At 60.3% G+C, this 19,744-nt stretch carries 18 protein-coding genes, 1 tRNA gene and 1 pseudogene; 10 read left to right on the top strand and 10 right to left on the bottom strand.

The genetic code is table 11. The features are described from left to right. The first annotated feature begins 30 nt into the window (after positions 1-30). Together ACW5XC_RS00845 and ACW5XC_RS00840 are read left to right on the top strand one after the other, a co-directional pair. On the top strand, positions 31-1,173 hold the full coding sequence (locus tag ACW5XC_RS00845) for a MalY/PatB family protein (RefSeq protein ID WP_042054526.1): 1,143 nt from the start codon (positions 31-33) through the stop codon (positions 1,171-1,173). 81 nt (positions 1,174-1,254) lie between these two features. Further along, positions 1,255-2,679 (top strand): TAXI family TRAP transporter solute-binding subunit, encoded by a 1,425-nt coding sequence (locus ACW5XC_RS00840; protein ID WP_042054527.1) that lies wholly within the window; start codon positions 1,255-1,257, stop codon positions 2,677-2,679. A 122-nt stretch (positions 2,680-2,801) separates the two neighbouring features. On the opposite strand, the gene ACW5XC_RS00835 is transcribed toward ACW5XC_RS00840, so the two are convergent. Next, a complete protein-coding gene (locus ACW5XC_RS00835; RefSeq protein WP_005353868.1) occupies positions 2,802-3,716 on the bottom strand; it encodes a LysR family transcriptional regulator in 915 nt (304 codons plus the stop codon). A gap of 170 nt (positions 3,717-3,886) precedes the next feature. On the opposite strand from ACW5XC_RS00835, the gene ACW5XC_RS00830 reads away from it, so the two are divergent. From ACW5XC_RS00830 to ygjK, 4 genes are all read left to right on the top strand, one after another. Continuing rightward, positions 3,887-5,143, top strand: a complete 1,257-nt coding sequence (locus ACW5XC_RS00830; RefSeq protein ID WP_005362191.1) for an adenylosuccinate synthetase — start codon at positions 3,887-3,889, stop codon at positions 5,141-5,143. A 196-nt stretch (positions 5,144-5,339) separates the two neighbouring features. Beyond that, positions 5,340-5,876 carry a YbhB/YbcL family Raf kinase inhibitor-like protein gene (locus ACW5XC_RS00825; protein ID WP_005347798.1) on the top strand — a complete coding sequence of 179 codons (537 nt, stop codon included), beginning with the start codon at positions 5,340-5,342 and terminating at the stop codon, positions 5,874-5,876. A gap of 11 nt (positions 5,877-5,887) precedes the next feature. Then, complete coding sequence (locus ACW5XC_RS00820; protein ID WP_042054529.1) at positions 5,888-6,688, top strand: helix-turn-helix transcriptional regulator; 801 nt, start codon at positions 5,888-5,890, stop codon at positions 6,686-6,688. 195 nt (positions 6,689-6,883) lie between these two features. Further along, entirely contained in the window at positions 6,884-9,364 is a 2,481-nt protein-coding gene (gene ygjK, locus ACW5XC_RS00815) for an alpha-glucosidase (RefSeq protein ID WP_042054531.1), read from the top strand. 100 nt (positions 9,365-9,464) lie between these two features. Here ygjK and ACW5XC_RS00810 read toward each other — a convergent pair whose 3' ends face one another. From ACW5XC_RS00810 to ACW5XC_RS00800, 3 genes are all read right to left on the bottom strand, one after another. Continuing rightward, the gene (locus ACW5XC_RS00810; RefSeq protein ID WP_005362195.1) at positions 9,465-10,016 is read right to left on the bottom strand and encodes a hemerythrin domain-containing protein; all 552 of its coding nucleotides are present in this window, start codon (positions 10,014-10,016) and stop codon (positions 9,465-9,467) included. 70 nt (positions 10,017-10,086) lie between these two features. Beyond that, positions 10,087-10,764, bottom strand: a complete 678-nt coding sequence (gene ung, locus ACW5XC_RS00805) for a uracil-DNA glycosylase (RefSeq protein ID WP_005353881.1) — start codon at positions 10,762-10,764, stop codon at positions 10,087-10,089. A 69-nt stretch (positions 10,765-10,833) separates the two neighbouring features. Continuing rightward, positions 10,834-11,574 (bottom strand): substrate-binding periplasmic protein, encoded by a 741-nt coding sequence (locus ACW5XC_RS00800; protein ID WP_042054533.1) that lies wholly within the window; start codon positions 11,572-11,574, stop codon positions 10,834-10,836. A gap of 367 nt (positions 11,575-11,941) precedes the next feature. Between ACW5XC_RS00800 and grcA the strand changes: the two genes are divergently transcribed. After that, positions 11,942-12,322 carry an autonomous glycyl radical cofactor GrcA gene (gene grcA / locus ACW5XC_RS00795; RefSeq protein ID WP_005334936.1) on the top strand — a complete coding sequence of 127 codons (381 nt, stop codon included), beginning with the start codon at positions 11,942-11,944 and terminating at the stop codon, positions 12,320-12,322. A gap of 150 nt (positions 12,323-12,472) precedes the next feature. On the opposite strand, the gene kdsA is transcribed toward grcA, so the two are convergent. From kdsA to hemA, 6 genes are all read right to left on the bottom strand, one after another. Next, positions 12,473-13,327 carry a 3-deoxy-8-phosphooctulonate synthase gene (gene kdsA / locus ACW5XC_RS00790; protein ID WP_005334937.1) on the bottom strand — a complete coding sequence of 285 codons (855 nt, stop codon included), beginning with the start codon at positions 13,325-13,327 and terminating at the stop codon, positions 12,473-12,475. Positions 13,328-13,509: 182 nt separating this feature from the next. After that, positions 13,510-14,310, bottom strand: coding sequence for a SirB1 family protein (locus ACW5XC_RS00785; protein ID WP_005362204.1), 801 nt, complete (start codon positions 14,308-14,310; stop codon positions 13,510-13,512). A 12-nt stretch (positions 14,311-14,322) separates the two neighbouring features. Then, a complete protein-coding gene (locus tag ACW5XC_RS00780; RefSeq protein WP_005334939.1) occupies positions 14,323-14,706 on the bottom strand; it encodes a SirB2 family protein in 384 nt (127 codons plus the stop codon). Between the two features lie 56 nt (positions 14,707-14,762). Beyond that, positions 14,763-15,614, bottom strand: a complete 852-nt coding sequence (gene prmC / locus ACW5XC_RS00775) for a peptide chain release factor N(5)-glutamine methyltransferase (RefSeq protein WP_042054535.1) — start codon at positions 15,612-15,614, stop codon at positions 14,763-14,765. A gap of 61 nt (positions 15,615-15,675) precedes the next feature. Then, positions 15,676-16,764: a peptide chain release factor 1 gene (gene prfA / locus ACW5XC_RS00770; protein ID WP_042054536.1), complete on the bottom strand. Its 1,089-nt coding sequence runs from the start codon at positions 16,762-16,764 to the stop codon at positions 15,676-15,678. 55 nt (positions 16,765-16,819) lie between these two features. Further along, positions 16,820-18,076 (bottom strand): glutamyl-tRNA reductase, encoded by a 1,257-nt coding sequence (gene hemA / locus ACW5XC_RS00765; protein WP_042054538.1) that lies wholly within the window; start codon positions 18,074-18,076, stop codon positions 16,820-16,822. A gap of 126 nt (positions 18,077-18,202) precedes the next feature. On the opposite strand from hemA, the gene lolB reads away from it, so the two are divergent. From lolB to ACW5XC_RS00750, 3 genes and pseudogenes are all read left to right on the top strand, one after another. Beyond that, entirely contained in the window at positions 18,203-18,781 is a 579-nt protein-coding gene (gene lolB, locus ACW5XC_RS00760) for a lipoprotein insertase outer membrane protein LolB (protein ID WP_042054539.1), read from the top strand. Beyond that, positions 18,781-19,651, top strand: a pseudogene (gene ispE / locus ACW5XC_RS00755) (4-(cytidine 5'-diphospho)-2-C-methyl-D-erythritol kinase). The gene lolB and the pseudogene ispE overlap by 1 nt, the downstream one beginning before the upstream one ends. Next, a tRNA-Gln gene (locus ACW5XC_RS00750) sits at positions 19,631-19,705 on the top strand. The pseudogene ispE and the gene ACW5XC_RS00750 overlap by 21 nt, the downstream one beginning before the upstream one ends. Positions 19,706-19,744: the final 39 nt, after the last annotated feature.

Raw genomic sequence — 19,744 nt, 5'->3', positions numbered from 1 at the left:
AAGCCCATCCTGCCAGCACAAGGAGTTCGCATGTTTGATTTTGATCAGGAAGTAGACCGCAGTGGCACCATGAGCCTGAAATGGGACAAGTACAAGGGTCAGGATGTGCTGCCCATGTGGGTTGCCGATACCGACTTTGTCTCCCCCCCGTCCGTGATCGAGGCGTTGACCAAACGGGTCGCCCACGGCATTTTCGGCTATTCACGCCCCTCGCCACGCCTGATCGAACTCATTATCGAACGGATGGCGACCCGCTATGGCTGGGCTATCGAGCCCGAATGGCTGGTATTCCTGCCCGGCGTGGTGCCGGGGCTCAACCTTGCCTGCAAGGCGTGGAGCCAGCATGGCCGCGGTATCATCACCCCCAAGCCGGTCTACTACCCCTTCCTACAGGCGCCGGGCTTCAATGATCGTCCCCTGCTCACCGTGCCGATGATTGAGGAAGCCGGTCGCTGGGTGCTGGACCTTGAAGAGCTGGAGCGTCAGGCTCCCGCCGCAGATCTGCTTCTGCTCTGCAACCCCCACAACCCGGGCGGCACCATCTTCACCCGTGACGAGCTGCTGGCCATCGATGCCATCGCCGCGCGCCACAATCTGGTGATCTGCTCCGATGAAATCCACTGCGATCTGCTGCTGGATAAAAACGCCCGCCACATTCCCTACGGCGCCATCAGTGCGCAAGCGGCCGAGCGCTGCGCGGTGATGATGGCCCCGAGCAAGACCTTCAATATCGCCGGTCTCTGTTGCTCCTTCGCCATTATCCCCAACGCCCGTCTGCGCTTCAGGCTGCAACAGGCGATGCGCGGCATCAGCGCCGACGTCAACCTGCTGGGCTTTGTCGCCGCCGAAGCGGCCTATGAGGGTGGCGAACAGTGGCTGACCGAGCAACTCGACTATCTGGCAGCCAATCTGGCCCTGATCCAGCAGGCGGTTGCCCGCTGGCCCGGCGTCAAGCTGGCCAGTCATCAGGCGACGTATCTGGCCTGGATCGATGTGAGCGCACTTGGCCTTGCCGATCCCATCGCCTTCTTCGAGCAGGCAGGGGTTGGTCTCTCCCCCGGCGCCCAGTTTGGCGACGGCCAGTTCGTGCGGCTCAACTTCGGCTGCACCAGGGCACGACTGGCCGACGCGCTGGCGCGGATGGAGCGGGCAATCCTCAACAACAAACCCTGATCAGCCAGCAACGGGATGGGCAAGCCCCATCCCTTTTTCCCTGTGTCATCAGCCAGCGGTCAACTCAGTCAACGGTCAATTATGTCTCTACGGATCTTGCATCACCTTCTGCTTCCCCTCTGTGCACTCTCTGCGCTGCTCCCCTTTGGCAGCCAGGCGCTGACTATCGGAACAGGCCCGCTCAATGGGGTCTACTACCCGACCGGTGGCGCCATCTGCCGGGTGCTCAATGCCGGCCATGCCCTGCATGGGGACAGCTGCACCGTGCAGAGCACCCGTGGCTCGATGGCCAACCTCAAGGCACTCGACAAGGGGGACGTACAGCTGGCGCTAGTGCAATCCGATGTGTTGCACCACGCCCTGCACGGCACCGGCCCCTTCAGCGGGCAGGGGACCAACAATGAGCTGCGCAGCCTGTTTCGCCTCTATCAGGAATCGTTAACCCTGCTGGCCGCCCCCAATAGCGGCATCACCACCCTGGCAGATATCGAAGGGAAGCGGGTCTATCCGGGCAACAAGGGCGCCGGTGAGCAGATCACCAGTCAGGCCCTGATGGCAGCCATGGGATGGCAACCCGGGCAGTTTGCTGCCTATGAGCTCAAATCGGACAGCGAACCGCTGGAAGGGCTGTGCGATGGCTCGCTGGATGCCGCTTTTGTGGTAGCCGGTCACCCCAGTCTGGCGGTCGGCGACCTGATCAGCCGCTGCAAGGTGCGCCTCATCCCCATCGAAGGGGAGCAGATCGACACGCTGCTCAAACAACACCCCTACTACCAGCGCAGCCGCATCGCCGCCAACCTCTATCCGGGGCAGACCACCGCCATCAACAACATCGGGATGAGTGCCGAACTGGTGGCGCTGGCCAGCCTGCCGGACCCCATCGTCCGTACCGTGCGCGATACCCTGCTGGCCCGGGTCAAACAGTTCAGTCGGCTGCATCCTGCCCTGAGCAAGGTGACCCCCGAGCAGTTGCAGGCGCAAACCGAGCTGCCCCTCCATGCGGGGATGTCGGATCAACCGCCGGCCTCCTTGCCACTGACCCCCGAGCAGTTAACCGCGGAACAGCTGACGCCGGAGCCGTTAACACCAGCACCATCGACCTCGGAAGCAGTGCCCACGACAGAGCTGGTGAGTGCCGCCGACGGGACGACAACGCCCATTGAGGCACCTTCTGACGCGACCGCCACCAGCAGTGCCGCTGTGGCGACAGAAGCCACAGAGGTTAATCCCTTGCCCGAAGAGGCGCTCGAGGTCACTCCCGAGCTCACTGCTACGCCGACCACCGAGGGGGAAAGAGTGGCTCCCTCTGCCGCAGCGTCAACGGTTCCATCACCATCGGCTGCTGTGTCGATTCAGTTGCCACAGAGCGCCTCTGCGGCCACTGCGCTGCAAGAACAGGCAATCCAGCCTGCCAGCAGCGCGGTGACTGGCGAAACCCCACCGCAGGATAAAACCGATACACTGCCCTCCCCTGCCGCCAACGCAGCCACACAGCTGCAACCCTGAATGGTCAGCTCCCACAAATGCATCAGGGCAGCTTCGGCTGCCCTGATTGTTTACGCGCGTTCAATAGTGACAATTGATGGCGGCTTAGTCACCCCGATAGGCCTGCTCACCTTGCCGCCCCGCTACGGCTCCATCACCCGGGTCAGATAGGGGTTGGGCTTCTGGATCTCCTCCTCAACCCAGTGCAGCAACTGCTTGATGGCCCGCGACAATACCTGATTCTGGCGCACCACGTAGCCCAGACTGGTACCGGGAAAGTCGCCGAGGCTGGTGACCGGCGCGGTGAGGTTGAGGCGCGGATGCAGGGAGAAGTCCGGTACGATGGCGACACCAAAGCCCGCCTCGGCCCAATCGAGCTGGGCGTCCACGCTGCCCACCTCCATGATGCGGCAAGGGGGGAGCGCCAGCAGCGGCAGGGACGGGTCGATCAGCGCCCGAGTGCGGGTGTCGTGACCGAGCAGGATCAGGGTCGGCTCGTCGAGGGGATCGCTCTCTCCCGCCACCGCCCGCGCCTGCCAGCGGGCAAGGCCGTGGCCCAGCGCGCACCAGGTTACCTGTTGCAGCTCGGTATAGAAGAGCGGCTCGCTGCGCTTTTGCGCCATGACAAAACCCAGATCCGCCTTGCCCGCCTTGACCAGCTCGGCCGCCTGATCCGAAGTGGTGTTGAACAGAGTGAGGTCGATGCCGGGGAACTCCCGCTTGAAGCGCTGGAACGGCTGGATCAGCAACAGCCGGGAGATGATGTCGCTGGCGGCGATAGCCAGCGTCCCCTGACTCAGCTGATTGAGGGCATTGAGATCGGACTGGCAGAGCTGCAACTCGGCGATGGTGCGCTCGGCGCTTTGCAGCAGCCGCTCCCCCGCCTGCGTCAGGCGAAACGGGCTGCGCTCGATCAGCCGCACCCGGGTCGCCTGCTCCAGCCGCTTGATATGCAGGCTGACATTGGGCTGAGTCATGTGCAGTTCGGTGGCGGTCTGACCAAAATGTTGCAATCGGGCCAGAGTGACAAAGGTTTGCAGCCAGTGAATATCCAGCATAAGAGTCCCTCAACCCGCGATGTGCGGGGCTTGCCAGGCAAAATCGGACGGTTTGCCGCTTAATTGGCCATAATTATATGGTTTTCTTATCGGAATTATAAAGATAATTAATTTTTCTAATCCGCATCAGGCTCCTAGGATGGACGCCTAACGTCTTAGGAGAAAGAGTCATGTCGTCTATCGTAGTCGTAGGTGCTAACTGGGGTGATGAAGGCAAAGGCCGCATCGTGGATTATCTGGCAGGTCAAGCTGGCGCCAGCATTCGCTTCCAGGGCGGCAACAACGCTGGCCACACTGTGGTCAACGACCTTGGCACCTTCAAGCTGCACCAGGTTCCGAGTGGCGTATTCAACCCGGATTGCCTGGTTGTCCTCGGCCCGGGCATGGTGATCAGCCCCGAGAAACTGACCGTCGAGCTCGAGGAAGTCAAAGCCTCCGGCGTGACTCCGAAGCTGGCCATCTCTGACCGCGCAACCCTGTGCCTGCCGCTGCACGCACTGGAAGATACCTTGGAAGAGCAACGTCTGGGTGACGGCGCCTATGGCTCCACCCGTCAGGGCATCGCCCCTGCCTACGGCGATCGCGTGATGAAAAAAGCGATCCTGGTCGGCTGGCTGAAACAGCCGGACGTACTGGTCGAGCGCATCCAGTTCATGCTGGACTGGAAACTGCCGCAGATGAAGGCTATCTACCCCTCCTTCGAATTCACCCAGACTGCCCAGGAGATGGCTGACTGGCTGCTGGAAGTCTCTGCACCGTGGATCGACGCCGTGTGCAACGTCAGCATGCCGCTCAAAGCGCTGCAGGCTGAAGGCAAGACCCTGCTGTTCGAAGCCCAGCTGGGCGCTGGCCGTGACCTGATCTACGGCGAATACCCCTGGGTCACCTCCTCCCACGTATCTGGCGCCTACGCCGGTATCGGTGGCGGTCTGCCAGGTCTGCGCCCGGAGCGCGTCATCGCTGTAGCCAAGGCATTCAGCTCCTCTGTCGGTACCGGCACCCTGCTGACCGCCATGGAGAACCAGGACGAGTTCCGCAAGATCACCAACGAGTTCGGTGCCACCACCGGCCGTCCCCGTGATGTCGGTTACTTCGACGCCGTCGCCACCAAGAACGGTGTCGAGCTGCAGGCTGCGACCGAAGTCGCCCTGACCAAGCTGGACTGCCTGACCGGTCTGCCGGATCTGAAGATCTGCGTGGCCTACGAAGGTGCTCACACCGAGAACCCGATTTGGCCGCAAACCGCTGCCCTGAAGCCGGTTTACGAGCAGATGGAAAGCTGGAGCGAAGACATCACCGGCTGCCGCACCTTCGAAGAGCTGCCCAAAGCAGCCCAGCAGTACGTACTGCGTATCGAAGAGCTGCTCGGCGTACCGGTTCCGATGGTTTCCGTCGGCCCGGGCCGTGACGAGATGATCCTGCGCTAAGCCGCACCTCTCATCGTCAAACAAAAAACCGGCATCCCTGATGCCGGTTTTTTTATGGCTGCCGTTTACCTTCTTGCCATAAAACCACCCAAAGGCTCAATTAACTCACCAATTGACCTCACATTGAGCCGTTCTGCAATAACATTCTACCCTGCCCTCGTTAAAGTGAACCCGTTACCACACGAGGAGTCACCCGATGAAATTGCTCAAACAGAGTGCCCTGTTGCCACTGCTCTGCCTGACGGCCATGCCAGCCTTTGCCATGACCCTGAAGAGCACGGACATTCACGAAGGCCAGTTGATGGACAAACAGTTCAGCTTCAACGGCTTTGGCTGCAGCGGCGACAACCACTCGCCCCAACTTAGCTGGCAGGATCTGCCGGCAGGCACCAAGAGTGTTGCCATCACCGCCTATGACCCCGATGCCCCTACCGGCAGCGGTTGGTGGCACTGGCTGGTGGTTAACCTGCCTGCCACCCAGAGCGAGCTTGCCAGCAATGCCTCCGGCAAGCTCAAGCAGGGATTGGAGATCCGCACCGACTTTGGCAACCAGGGTTACGGCGGCCCCTGCCCGCCCGCTGGTCACGGCATGCACCGCTATCAGTTCACCGCCTGGGCCCTGCCCCATGATCTCGAGGTGAAGGCTGATACCCCGCCCGCTATGGTAGGCTACATGCTCAACAGCATGGCGCTCGGCAAAGCCACCCTGACCGCCACCTTCGTCACCCCCTAGGAGCCAACCGGATGAGCACTCCCCTGCTGCAACAGAGCCACTATCTCGGGATCCGCCAGCAGCCCCTGCACCGGGTGCTCATCTACGCCCCGACCCTCATCTGGGTCACCCAGGGGAGCAAGCAACTGTGGTGGCGCGAGCGACGTCTGTCGTTTGACAGGGAGCGGTGGCTGCTAATCCCGGCAGGCCACCAGCTCACCTTCGTCAATCAGCCGGAGCAGGGCAAATTTCGCTCCCACGCCATCACGCTGCTCACCCCACCGCCACCAGAATGGCTGGCCGAGTCAGCCCCTTCCCACGCCGATCTGGAGGAACCCGCCGTCAAGGTCACCCCCGGGCTCGCCTTCTGCTTTGAACTCATCAGCACCATGGCCGAACGGGGACTGAGCGAGGCGACCCAGGCCGAACTGCTGCGCGGCTTCTATGCCGAGCTGCGGGCCGCCAACGCCCTCGGGTTGCTCTTTCCCGCCAGCACCATGACCCTCGCAGAGCGGCTGGCACGCTACCTGGCGGTGGAACCCGGCATCGACCACACCCTGGAGGCAGTGGCCCCCCACTTCTCCATGAGTCGCGCCTCCATGGTGCGCAAGCTGGCCGCCGAAGGTCGCAGCTTTCGCCAGTTGCTGGCTCAGGTGCGCATGAGTCACGCGCTCAACCTGTTGCAACAGGGCCTGACCCCGCTGGAGGTCGCCCTCGCCTGCGGTTATGACTCCCCCAGCCGCTTTGCCGCCCGCTTCAAACAGGAGTTCGGCCTGACGCCCCACCAATACCTACACACCTGTCCTGCCAGATTGGCGAGCAACGAAAAGTAAAATATTACTTAAAGACCATTCTATGTAACCTGATGTAACCCGGTGATCCCGCTCACACTGCCGCCTCTTAAGAGTGTGATCTCGCGCCAGCGCTCCCTTTCCCCTTGCCATACAATGGCTACCGAACACCTTTTCACTAAAAATAAGCGTAAAAAATCTTCCTTTTAACCTACATAAACGGAATTGGAGCGAGAAATGTTTCGTAAAACTTTACTCTCGATAGCCCTAGGCACCGCCCTGTTCGGACTGACCGCCTGCAACGATAACCAGACAGAGAGCAGCACAGTCGCCAAACCGGAGCAGGCCATCCAGTACAAGGACGTGATCGACCGTCGGGGAACTCCGACCCAATTCCGCGACTTTGACAGCTACTCCAACCTCAAATACAACCCGCTGCTCGATCTGGGGGCATGGCACGGTTTCCTGCTGCCTGCCAGCGACAAGGAGTGGGGGGGCTTTACCGGCCCCATGGTCATCTCCGAGGAGTACAGCCTCTTCTTTGCCAGCGAGCTGGACAAGCTTACCCTCAGCGATGCGAGCGGCCGCCCGTTCCCGCTCACCAGCGCCCGCAAGCAGGAGGTGTACGCCATTCCAGGTGCACTGGTGCAACGCTTCGAGTTCGAGCCCTTTACGCTGGAGCTGGAGCTGCGTTATGGCGATGCCCGCACCGCTCTTATCCGCACCCGACTCATCAACCAGACCGATGCACCGCTCACCCTCAACCTCAACTGGCAGGGCGAGTTGCTCAATCAATGGGATGCCAAGGATACGATTGCCAGCAAATATCCAGGCTGGACACGCACCATCAGCGAGAGCGACAAAGGAATCGAATTCCAGTTCGGTAAACTGCGCAGCACCTGGAACATCATGCAGAGCGGCAGCGCCCGCTATCGAATCGACCGCACCCTGCCAAGTCGCACCACCCTCGACCAGAAGACACTGGGCTACCAAAGCGACGCCAGCATTACCCTGGCCGCCAAGGGGAGCGAGGATATCTACACCCTGCAGAGCTATCTCCACTCCGCAGATGACGCCAGCCGCTATCAGCAGAGCCGTCAAGCCCTGCTGGCCAACCCGGCCAGCTATTTTGCCGACTCCATCCGCCGCTGGGAGGGCTACCTTGCCAACGGTCTCTCCAATCAGGGGATCCCCGAGTCGGAGCGCCGCATCGCCGTCAAGGCGATGGAGACCCTCAATGGCAACTGGCGCTCCCCAGCTGGCGCCATCCTCCACGACGGGGTAACCCCCTCCAATACCGCCCGCTGGTTCGACGGCGTCTGGGCTTGGGACAGCTGGAAGCACGCCTATGCCATGGCACACTTCAACCCGGAGGTGGCCAAGAACAACGTGCGCGCCATGTATGACTATCAGGTACAGCCGGATGATCCGGTGCGACCACAGGATGCGGGCATGGTGATCGACGCCGTCTTCTACAACAAGCAGGCTGATCGCGGTGGCGATGGCGGCAACTGGAACGAGCGCGACACCAAGCCGCCCCTCTCCGCCTGGGCCATCTGGGAAATCTACAGCGCCACCAAGGACAAGGCCTTTATCGCCGAGATGTATCCCAAGCTGCAGGCCTACCACGACTGGTGGTACCGCGCGCGGGACAACAACCGCAACGGCATCATCGAATATGGCGCCACCAAGCATGTGGAGCACAACGACGAGTACGGCAATATCACCTTCAAGGTGCAGTACTCCAACGGTATTCCCGCCGGGCTGGATCTCTCCAGCTGTACCAGTGAGGGGGATGGCTGGTATGCCTGCGCCGGTATGCCGCTCTATCAACAGGTGTTGAACGTGGGCGGGTACAGCGACATGGATATCGGTGCCCAGCACGGCGCCGGTTGGGAGTCCGGCATGGACAACGCCGCCCGCTTCGGCTTTATCGAACCGGGCCAGCTGCAACGCTATGCCGACAAGACCTATGACGGAGATTTGGCCAAGGCACGTCAGGACTGGAACGTCGCCTTCTTTGAAAACCATCAGGACAATGGCGATTTGATCGGCTTCTCCATCGATCAGGAGTCGGTGGAGCTCAACGCCTTCCTCGCCAAGGAGAAACGCATTCTGGCAGACATGGCCGACCTGCTTGGCAAGCCGGACGACGCGAGCCGCTACCGCGATGGCGCGGCCCAGCTGGCTGGTTACATCAACAGCTGCATGTTCGATGAGGCGTCAGGCTTCTATTACGATCGTCAGATTGCTCAGGGGGATGTGGCTGACGGCAACGGCTGCGTCGGCAAATTGCTGACCGCTCGCGGCCGTGGTCCGGAAGGGTGGAGCCCGCTCTGGGCAGAGGTCGCAGACAAGGAGAAAGCGGCGCGGGTGCGTGAGGTGATGCTCAACGCCCAGGAGTTCAACACAAAGATTCCGCTGGGCACAGCCGCACTCACCAACCCGGCCTACGACCCCAATATCTACTGGCGCGGCCGGGTATGGCTCGATCAGTTCTACTTCGGGGTGAAGGGGCTGGAGAACTACGGCTACCGCAGCGATGCCGAGGCTCTGGTCAACAAGCTATTCAACAACGCAGAGGGCTTGGCGGGCAGCGGCCCCATCCGCGAAAACTACAATCCGGAGACCGGCGCCATGCAGGGGGCAAGCAACTTCAGCTGGAGCTCGGCCCACCTCTATATGCTCTATCGCAACTTCCTGAAACCACAGGCGTAAGCTTGCTCCACCATGCAAAAGGCCTCCTGATGGAGGCCTTTCTGTTTTCACTCAAGTTGCACTCACACAATACCCGCCACGCGGCAGGTACGGGCTCGTCTTAGCCGTTAGTGAGCGGCAAAGAGAGGCGTTTAGCCAGTGCCTGGAAGTGCTGGCTCACCTCAGCCCCAAACAGGGGGTCGCCAATGGCGCGGTTCTGCCAGTTTTGCTCCAGATGACGCCAGTCATCCTCGGTCAGGGAGTCACGCAGATGGGGGAAGATCACCCCCTCTTCATAGTTCATGTGTGCCTCTTGCAGTTCCACGAAGCGCTCCAGCTTGGTGGTGAACTGATCGAGGGGGATCACAGCATCCATCAGGATCATCTCCACCATCTCCTTGAGATCGGCCCCGGCCTCCAGCAGCTTGACGTGCTCCTCCTGCAGGCGGTTGGCGACCTCACCCTCCACCACCCGATATTTCAGGTAGTAGTCATAGATGAGATCTTCCTTGGGATGGTGGTACTTGTCAGAGACCTCCCGCAGGTAGTCGATGACATCGCGCACCAGAAAATAGCTGATGGGCTCTTCGGCACGAATGGCTGCCAGCTTGTGCTTGAGCAGCTCCAAAAGTCGGGCGATGTTGAGATGATCCTTGTGCAGACTGGATAACATGGGCACTCCTTGGCTCTGAATTAATCTTATGTCCCTGAGTATACGGTCATTTGTCGCCCGAACTTTGCACTCAATCAAGTGGGATGCAGACAGATTTCCACTCTATCGGACTCTTGCCCTGTTGTTCCAGCAAGCGATTGGTCTCGCTAAAGTGACCGCAACCGATGAAACCGCGGTGGGCAGAGAGGGGGCTCGGGTGCGGCGCGGTCAGCACATAGTGGCGCTGGCGGTCGATGAAACGTCCCTTCTTCTGGGCGTGGGCCCCCCACAGCAGGAACACCACCCCCTGACAACTGGCATTGATCTGCTCGATGACCCGATCGGTAAAGGTCTCCCATCCCAGATGGGCGTGGGAATGAGCCTGACCGGCCTGCACCGTCAGCACAGTGTTGAGCAGCAAGACACCCTGTTTGGCCCAGGATTCGAGAAAGCCGTGATTGGGTGTGACGAAACCTGGCAGGTCACGCTGCATCTCTTTATAGATGTTGACCAGTGAGGGGGGCGTACGCACGCCGGGCAGAACGGAGAAGCAGAGCCCGTGCGCCTGATTGGGGCCGTGATAGGGATCCTGGCCCAGGATCACCACCTTGACCTGATCCAGCTCGGTCAGCTTGAAGGCATTGAACACATCGGTGGCTGGCGGGTAGATCACCTTGCCCGCTTCCCGCTCGGCTCTGACAGTTGCCAGCGTACTCTTGAAATAGTCCTGCTCTTTCTCAGAGCCAATCACATCACTCCAGGTCAGCACCCCGGCCTCCTCACTTGATACGGCGAAGGGCTCAGGATAGGGGGCCAGCCCGCAAGACGCAACCGTGGCTCACGCTTTCCAGAGCCTGGCGAGGCGCCCCGAGCGCTCCAGCTTGCGCAGCCCGGTATTGAACAGCAGCATCAGACGGCGCGCCTCTGGATCGGCCTTGCGCATCAGCAAGTATCCCGGTTGCGACCAGATGGGGTCGGCGGCACCGGTCAGTGACAGCGATTGGGGATGACGAACGAGCGCCTGCTGGAACAGAGTCTGTGCCACCTGCTCATCCATCACCAGATAGTGGATCCGCCCGTCAAGCAGCTTGCCCATGCTCTCCTCATCGGAATCTGACCACTCGAGGGTGAGCCCGGCTTGGCGAGCGGCAAAACCATCGCCATAGAAGTAGCCACGGGTCACCCCGACTGGCTCGTGTTTCAGCTCACCCAGATTGACCGCGGGCGTACCGGTCAGCGTCATCAGGCGAGTGGTGAAATGGCCGAGCGAGGCGGAGAGATAGAAAAGCTGCTCCCGCTCACGGGAGCGAAACCAGGGCATGGTGACCACATAGCGCCCCTCCAGAGTCAGTCGGTAAGCCTCGGCCCAGGAATAGAAGTGAAAGCTGACATCGAGCCCCTCTTCGGCAAAGGCCTGACGCACCACCTCACAGAGAAAGCCCTGATTGGGCAGCGCCTCACTGATATAAGGTGGCCACTCGCCCACAGCAATACGCACCGTCTCGGCCCGTACCGCAACACTGCTTGCCCAGCAACAGAACAGGGCCAGCCATGCCCACTTTCGCCACCCATTATTCACCAGCACGCTCCTCGCTTTTTTTGCTGAGTGTAGCCAACCCCTCAATTAACCTCAGAAAAAGCCGAAAAGATGTAGTTAAATTACTATATTAACGAGACAAAAGATGCATAATTTGGATATCTTACAAAATCAGAAAAATGACCTATTTTTGATTCAACTCAATAATTTAATCCCATTGAAATGGCGCTTTGTCTGATTTTATTGATCCAGATCAATTTTGGTAATATTACCACCGTGGTATATATGACCCCATCAAAGAAAAGGTGTAAGGCAAGGGCCCTTTAAGTCATCGCCATCGACGGTAGCTTAAATACATCAGGGTAATTTCCTTACAGTTGGATTCGCGTTCCCATTGAGGAGTCATACCATGATCAAAGGCATTCAAATCACCCAGGCCGCCAACACCGCTCTGCTGAACTCTTTCTGGCTGCTGGACGAAGAGAAGCAACAAGCTCGCTGCATCTGCGTCAAAGGCGATGCTTTCGCTGCCGATCAAGAAGTGCAACTGGCTGACCTGGGTCAGTTCGAATACCGCGAACTGCCGGTTCAGGCTGAGCCTGCTGTTGAAGGTGGCCAGCACCTGAACGTCAACGTGCTGCGTCGCGAAACTCTGGAAGATGCTATCGAAAACCCGGAGAAGTACCCGCAGCTGACCATCCGTGTATCTGGCTACGCAGTGCGTTTCAACGCCCTGACCCCGGAACAGCAGCGTGACGTGGTTACCCGTACTTTCACCCAGAGCCTGTAATCAGCGCCCTGCAGTGAAAAACTGATACTTGCGGTATCAGCATAAAAAAACGGCCGATTGGCCGTTTTTTTATGCGTGCTTGTCACCGCATCCTTATCAAAAAATGCCCCGCATTGCGGGGCATTTTCATCAGGCATGACAGCGTCGGGATCAGGCCGAGGTATCGAGGGGTTCGAAGCCCTTGATCAGGTCATCGATGGCCTTCATCTGTTTGAGGAAGCCTTCCAGCTTCTCCAGCGGCAGGGCGCTCGGGCCATCACAACGGGCAATCTTCGGATCCGGGTGGGATTCGATAAAGAGACCGGCCAGACCGACCGCCATGCCGGCGCGCGCCAGCTCGGTCACCTGCTCGCGACGGCCACCGGAGGCGGCACCCAGCGGATCACGGCACTGCAGGGAGTGGGTCACGTCAAAGATCACCGGATAGCCACCGGTGCTCTTCTTCATCACGCCCAGGCCCAGCATGTCCACCACCAGGTTGTCGTAGCCGAAATTGGCACCGCGCTCGCAGAGGATCAGCTGATCGTTGCCGCACTCCTCAAACTTGTCGGTGATGTTCTTCATCTGGCTTGGGCTTAGGAACTGCGGCTTCTTGATGTTAATGACGTTGCCGGTGCGGGCCATGGCTTCCACCAGATCAGTCTGGCGCGCCAGGAAAGCGGGCAGCTGGATAACGTCAACCACCTCGGCGACCGGCTTGGCCTGATGGGGTTCGTGCAGATCGGAGATGACCGGCATGCCGAAGGTCGCTTTCAGCTCCTGGAAAATCTTCATCCCCTCTTCCAGACCCGGACCGCGGTAGGAGTGGATGGAGGAGCGGTTGGCCTTGTCCCAGCTCGCCTTGAAGACAAACGGGATGCCCAGCTTGCTGGTCACTTCCACGTACTTCTCGCACACCGCCATCGCCATGTCGCGGGATTCCAGCACGTTCATGCCGCCAAACAGCACGAACGGTTTGTCGTTGGCAACGTCGATCTGGTTGATCTTGATATTCTTCTGTTCCATCTAAGACTTCCTTAATGAAGGGGCCTGAAGCCAAGTTACTCCGTTGCAGCCGAGCGCTGCGGCCTTGATATTCTTCTGTTTCAACTCCAAGACATCCTTAATGAAGGGGCCTGAAGCCAAGTTACTCCGTTGCGACCGGACGCAGCGGCCTTGATATTCTTCTGTTTAGTTTCAAGCCGCCCTTAATGGAGGGGCTTGGGGCTCAGATCCAGCGCAGCCAGCTGCACTTTCAGCACATCGGCCACCGGATCGTCCGGGCATTGTTCAATAAAATATTCAAAATCGTCGGCGGCCTGGCGCGGGCAATCGAGCTGCTCGTAGATAAAGCCGCGATCCCGCGTCTCCAGCGGATCGCCGGGCTTCATCCGCAGCAACAGCTCGCTGCAGCGTAGTGCCTCGGGCATGCGATCTTCCCGCAGCAGGGCACCCTTGCTGACGTTGAGCAGCCGTTCGATGATCTCCCACTGACCGGAGGGCTGCAGGTAGTCGGGGGTCAGGGTCGCCAAGTCCCCCAACGCACCGCGCAGCAGCAGCTCGATGCGGGCCAGGCTCAGCTCGTCGCCGGTAAAGGGGTCGACATAGACCTCCCCCTCGCCACCGGCAAAGCTCACCAAGAAGTGGCCGGGGAAGCAGATCCCCTCCACATCGAGCCCAAGCTTGCGCCCCAGCTGGATGATGAGAATGCCGAGGCTGACCGGGATCCCTTTGCGCTGAACCAGCACCTGATTGAGATCGCAGTTGTTGGCAGAGAAATAATCCTGCCAGTCGCCATGAAAACCGAGGCTGTGGTAGAAGCCTTGCAGCAACTGCTGGCGCACCTCGTCACAGGTGCCCTCTTCGATCTGCTCGTCCAGCCACTCGTCCAGCAGGTTCAACTCGCGGATCCCCTCCTCGACCGAGCCATAAATCTCGTCGCTGACTGACAACGCCAGCTCGGTGATGTCGTGGGCTTCGAAATCGGTCCATTCGTCTATGTGTAACATTCTCTTCATGCCTTAGCCGAACACACTCGTCTGTTTGAGCACTGCCAACTTGGCAATAAAGTAGATCCAGCCGAGCGCCCCCAGAAAGGAGCACCAGCGCACCAGATTGCTTTTGGCCAGCCGCAGCGCCATCGCCGCCAGAAATACCAGCACCAGAATGGCCATCAGCTTCTCGCTGAGCCAGGGCGTTCCGTTATTGAGCGGGTTGAGATCCAGCACCATGCAGAGCAATACGCCGGAGAGTACCACCAGACCGTTGAGCCAGCCGCTGACCTTCATCACCGGCGCGCTATAGGCTCGGCCAGTGGCGGTCTGTACCCAGTAGAAGCGGAGCATAAACATCAGCACAGCCCCGGCAATCAGGGTGAGGTGCAGGTGTTTGAGCACAAAAACCATATTCAATCCTTGCATGGGGGCGCACAGGCAACCCGCCGTGTAACAGTAAGGGGCTGTCAGCGCAGCGGGCAGAGGCCCAGCGTCACCCTGTCGTTATCCCCGTAATCGCGCACCGTGGCTACCTCGCGGTAACCGCCATCGCGCAGCAACTGACGCACCGCCTCCCCCTGATCCCAGCCATGCTCCAGCAGCAACCAGCCATCGGTCAGCAGATAAGCGGGAGCATGGGCCACGATGTGGCGGATATCGGCCAGCCCGGCGTCATCGGCAACCAGCGCCGAGCGGGGTTCAAAGCGCACGTCACCCTGCTCGAGATGGGGATCGGCGCCATCAATATAGGGGGGATTGGAAACAATCACCGCAAAACGTGGCGTATTGTCGCGATCCGGCTCGCCAAGGGGCTCGAACCAGCTGCCGTCGCGCACCTCGATGGGTAACCCCAGCGCGGCGCTGTTCTCGCGGGCCAGCGCCGCGGCATCGGCCATCCGATCCACCGCCCACACATCGATTTCGGGCCGCTCGGACTTGAGCGCCAGCGCGATGGCGCCGGTGCCAGTGCCCAGATCCAGCACGGCGCACAGCCCCTGCGGGATTCTGGTCAGCGCCTGCTCGACCAGCACCTCGGTATCGGGGCGCGGGATCAGGGTCGCCGGGCTCACCTTGAGGGGCAGCGACCAGAACTCCCGCTCGCCAACGAGATGGGCGATGGGTTCGCCGTTGAGACGACGGACCAGCCACCCCTGCAGGGTGGCCTGCTGGGCGGCATCCAGCGCACGCTCGGGCCAGGTCATCAGATAACTGCGCCGACACCCGAGCAGATGGCAGAGCAGTACATCGGCGTCGGCGCGGGGGGACTCCCCCTCAGCCAACACAGTCATGATATGGGCGCGGGCCTGCTGGATCTGCATCAGTGCCACTCCACCTTATGGGCACGACACTTAATGCGAGCTTGCCGGATCACCATTTGCATCAGTTGTTCTCGGCCAGCGAGGCGAGCTGATCGGCCTGATACTCCTGCACCAGCGGGGTGATGACGCAGTCCAGATCCCCTTCCAAAATTTCGGAGAGGCGATAGAGGGTCAGGTTGATGCGGTGCTCGGAGAGGCGGCCCTGCGGGTAGTTGTAGGTACGGATGCGCTCGGAGCGATCGCCGGAGCCCACCAGATTGCGGCGGGTGCTCTGCTCGGCGGCGCGGTGGCGCTCATCCTCGGCCGCTTGCAGTCGGGCTGAGAGCACCGACATCGCCTTGGCGCGGTTCTTGTGCTGGGAGCGCTCGTCCTGACACTCCACCACCAGACCGGTCGGCAGGTGGGTGATGCGAATGGCCGAGTCAGTCTTGTTGACGTGCTGACCACCGGCACCGGAGGCGCGGAAGGTGTCGATCTTCAGATCGGAGGGGTTGATCTCGATCTGCTCGGCTTCCGGCACTTCCGGCAGTACCGCGACGGTACAGGCGGAGGTGTGCACCCGACCCTGAGATTCGGTCTCCGGCACCCGCTGTACCCGGTGACCACCGGATTCAAACTTGAGACGGCCATAGACACGCTCGCCGTCGATCTTGGCGATGACCTCCTTGTAACCGCCATATTCCCCGTCGTTGCAGCTGACGATGGAGACGCGCCAGCCCTGACGCTCGGCAAAGCGGGAGTACATACGGAACAGGTCGCCCGCGAAGATGGCAGCTTCGTCACCGCCTGCCCCGGCACGGATCTCCAGATAGCAGTTGTTGTCATCCTTGGGATCCTTGGGCAGCAGCATCACTTGCAGCTCCTGCTCCAGCGCCTCCAGATTGGCCTTGGCGAGCGGCAGCTCCTCCTGCGCCATCTCGCGCAGGTCGGCATCATCCTCTTCCAGCATCATCTGGGTCGTCTCCAGATCATCCTGCGCCTGACGGAAACGCTGGAAGGCGTGAACGATATCTTCCAGCTGGGCATATTCACGGGTCAGGGCGCGATAGCGCTCCTGATCCGAAACCACGTCGGGCTCGCCGAGCATGGCCTGAACTTCTTCGTGGCGCTCGATGAGGCCTTCCAGCTTTCTGATCAGTGACGGATTCATAACTCTTGCAATCTCAAATGGAGGACGGGACCACCAGCATGGTAGCCCCGAAAAATTACTCTTGTGACAACCCCAGTGCCTGCCGCAAACGGGACAGCGCACTCTCGTCGCCCTGGGAGGCCGCCTGGCGCAGGGCCTGGGTCGGCGCATGGATCAACTTGTTGGTGAGGCGATGGGCCATCGCCTTGAGCGCCTGTTCGGCACTCTCGCCCTGCGCCAATGCCAACAGGGCCCGTTGCAACTCTTCATCAGCCACTTGCTGGGACTGATGGCGGTAATCGCGAATGAGGTCGACCGAGCTCTGGCCGCGATACCAGCCCATAAACTCGTCGCGCTCTTCCTGCACGATCACTTCCGCCTGCGCGGCAGCCCGTTTACGGGTTTCGAGGTTCTGCTCAATGATCCCCTGCAAATCATCTACCGTGTAGAGATAGGCATCGGAGAGCTCATCGACTTCGGCTTCGATGTCGCGCGGCACGGCAATATCCACCAGAAACATGGGTTTGAAGCGGCGGGCCTTCAGCGCGCGCTCCACCATCCCCTTGCCAATGATGGGCAGGGGGCTGGCGGTCGAACTGATGACGATATCCGCCTCGTGCAGATAGTCGGGGATCTCTTCGAGCGTCATCACCTGGGCGCCAAATTCGGCAGCCAGGGTCTGGGCCCGTTGCAGCGTCCGGTTGGCCACCATCATCTGGGTCACGTTCTGTTCGCGCAGATGGCGGGCCACCAGCTCGATGGTTTCGCCAGCACCGACCAGCAATACCTTGGTCTGGGAGAGATCGGCAAAGATACGGCGGCCAAGGCTGACAGCAGCAAAAGCCACCGATACGGCGCTCGCGCCAATCTCGGTATCGGTACGCACCCGTTTGGCCACCGAGAAAGATTTCTGGAACAGCCGCTCCAGCGCCCCCTTCACCGACTCCGCCTGCTGGGCATGGGCGTAGGATTGCTTGATCTGCCCCAGGATCTGCGGCTCCCCCAGCACCAGCGAGTCGAGCCCGCACGCTACACGCATCAGGTGGCGCACCGCCTCTTCATCGTGATGCTGATAGATGGCTGTGACCAGTTCGGCAGCGTCCAGCCCGTGGAACTGCTGCAGCCAGCGCAGCACTTGCTCCTGCCGCGCCTCCTCCAGATTGCAATAGAGTTCGGTCCGGTTGCAGGTGGAGACGATCACCGCCTCGCTGACACCGGGTTGGCTCACCAGCTCACGCAAGGCGCGATCGATGCAGTCCGGGCCAAAGGCGACCCGTTCCCGCAAGGCGACACTGGCGGTGTTGTGGTTGATTCCGAGGGCAAGCAAACTCATGAGTGGGCGACGATCATTTCATACGCTGGGTGCAAAGGCTGCCAATTGTACGAGAAAGGGTAAGTCTTTAAAAGCAATACGGCCGCCCCGTATACTGTGGCAAATTCCTCTCTCTGGAGCCGTCTCTTGCTGCTACGTATTTTTACCGTCACCTGCCTGCTGTTGCTGGCCGGTTGTGCCACCACCCAGCCCCAGCGTGACCAGGTGAACTGGAACCAGGAGCGGGCCCGCCTCGAGCAGCTGACCCATTGGCAGCTCTCCGGCAAGATGGCTATCATCACCCCCCAGCAAAAGGGCAGCGCCCGTCTCAACTGGCAGCAGGATGGGGAGGATTATCGCCTCAACCTCACCAGCCTGATCGGCACCAGCATTCTGGAGCTCTCCCGCAGCAAGGGGGAGATCACCCTGCTCGACAGCGACGGCAATCGCCACCAGAGCCAGGATGCCGAAGCACTCATCTATCAACTGACCGGCTGGAATATTCCGGTTGCTGGATTGCCAGAGTGGATCAAGGGGCTGCCGGGTCAGGCGGAGTTTGAACTCAACCCCGACAGCAGTCTGGCCAGCGTGCGCGACGGCCGGTGGCAGATCGTCTATGGCGATTATCGGGATCAGGATGGCTACCGCCTGCCGCACCAGCTGACCATGACTGGCCAGAACAGCCGCCTCAAGCTTCAGATCAACCAATGGACTCTTGCACGTTAATGGCTTCCACACGCTGGCCGGCACCGGCCAAACTCAACCTGTTTTTACACGTCAATGGCCGTCGTCCCGATGGCTATCACGAGCTGCAGACCCTGTTTATCTTCCTCAACCACAGCGACTGGCTCGAGTTCGAGGTGATACCGAATAGCGACACTCTCACCCTGAGCCCGGCCATTCCCGGTGTGCCGGATGAGCAGAATCTAATTATTCGGGCGGCGCGGCTGCTCCAGGCAACTCTGCCGAGCCCGCAAGGTGCCCATATCCGGCTGGAGAAAGTGCTACCCATGGGCGGCGGCATTGGCGGCGGTTCGTCCGATGCAGCGACCACGCTGGTGGCGCTTAACCACCTCTGGCAGGCGGGTTTGAGTGAAGATGAACTGGCAGCACTTGGCGTCCAGTTGGGGGCCGATGTGCCGGTGTTTGTCCGTGGCAAGGCGGCCTTTGCCGAAGGGGTGGGCGAGCGGCTGCAACCGGTCGAACTGCCCGATGCCTGGTATCTGGTACTCAAGCCCGATTGCCATGTAGCGACCGCGGCCGTATTCCAGGATCCGGACCTGCCGAGAGCCACGCCAAAAATGGCGCTGGACAACCTGCTGGAAGGCGAGTGGAAAAACGATTGCGAATCACTGGTGAAAAAGCGCCACCCCGAGGTTGCCAATGCGCTCGGCTGGTTGCTAGAATACGCGCCGTCAAGAATGACGGGCACAGGAGCCTGCGTCTTTGCTCAATTTGAAGACGAAGTGACTGCTCGGGAAGTGTTGGCCTGCGTGCCGAAGGGACTTGATGGGTTTGTCGCCAAGGGCGAGAACATATCACCTCTCTTCTCCACATTGCAACAGTTCAAATGATTGGGGTATCGCCAAGCGGTAAGGCAGCGGGTTTTGATCTCGCCATTCCTAGGTTCGAATCCTAGTACCCCAGCCAATTTTACCGAACGGTATTGATGATGATTAACGTGGCCGG

The sequence above is a fragment of the Aeromonas sp. 25-AL00135 genome, assembly GCF_054052385.1.
Note: the sequence above shows the minus strand (reverse complement) of the source record. Positions and strands in the feature narration are given on the sequence as shown.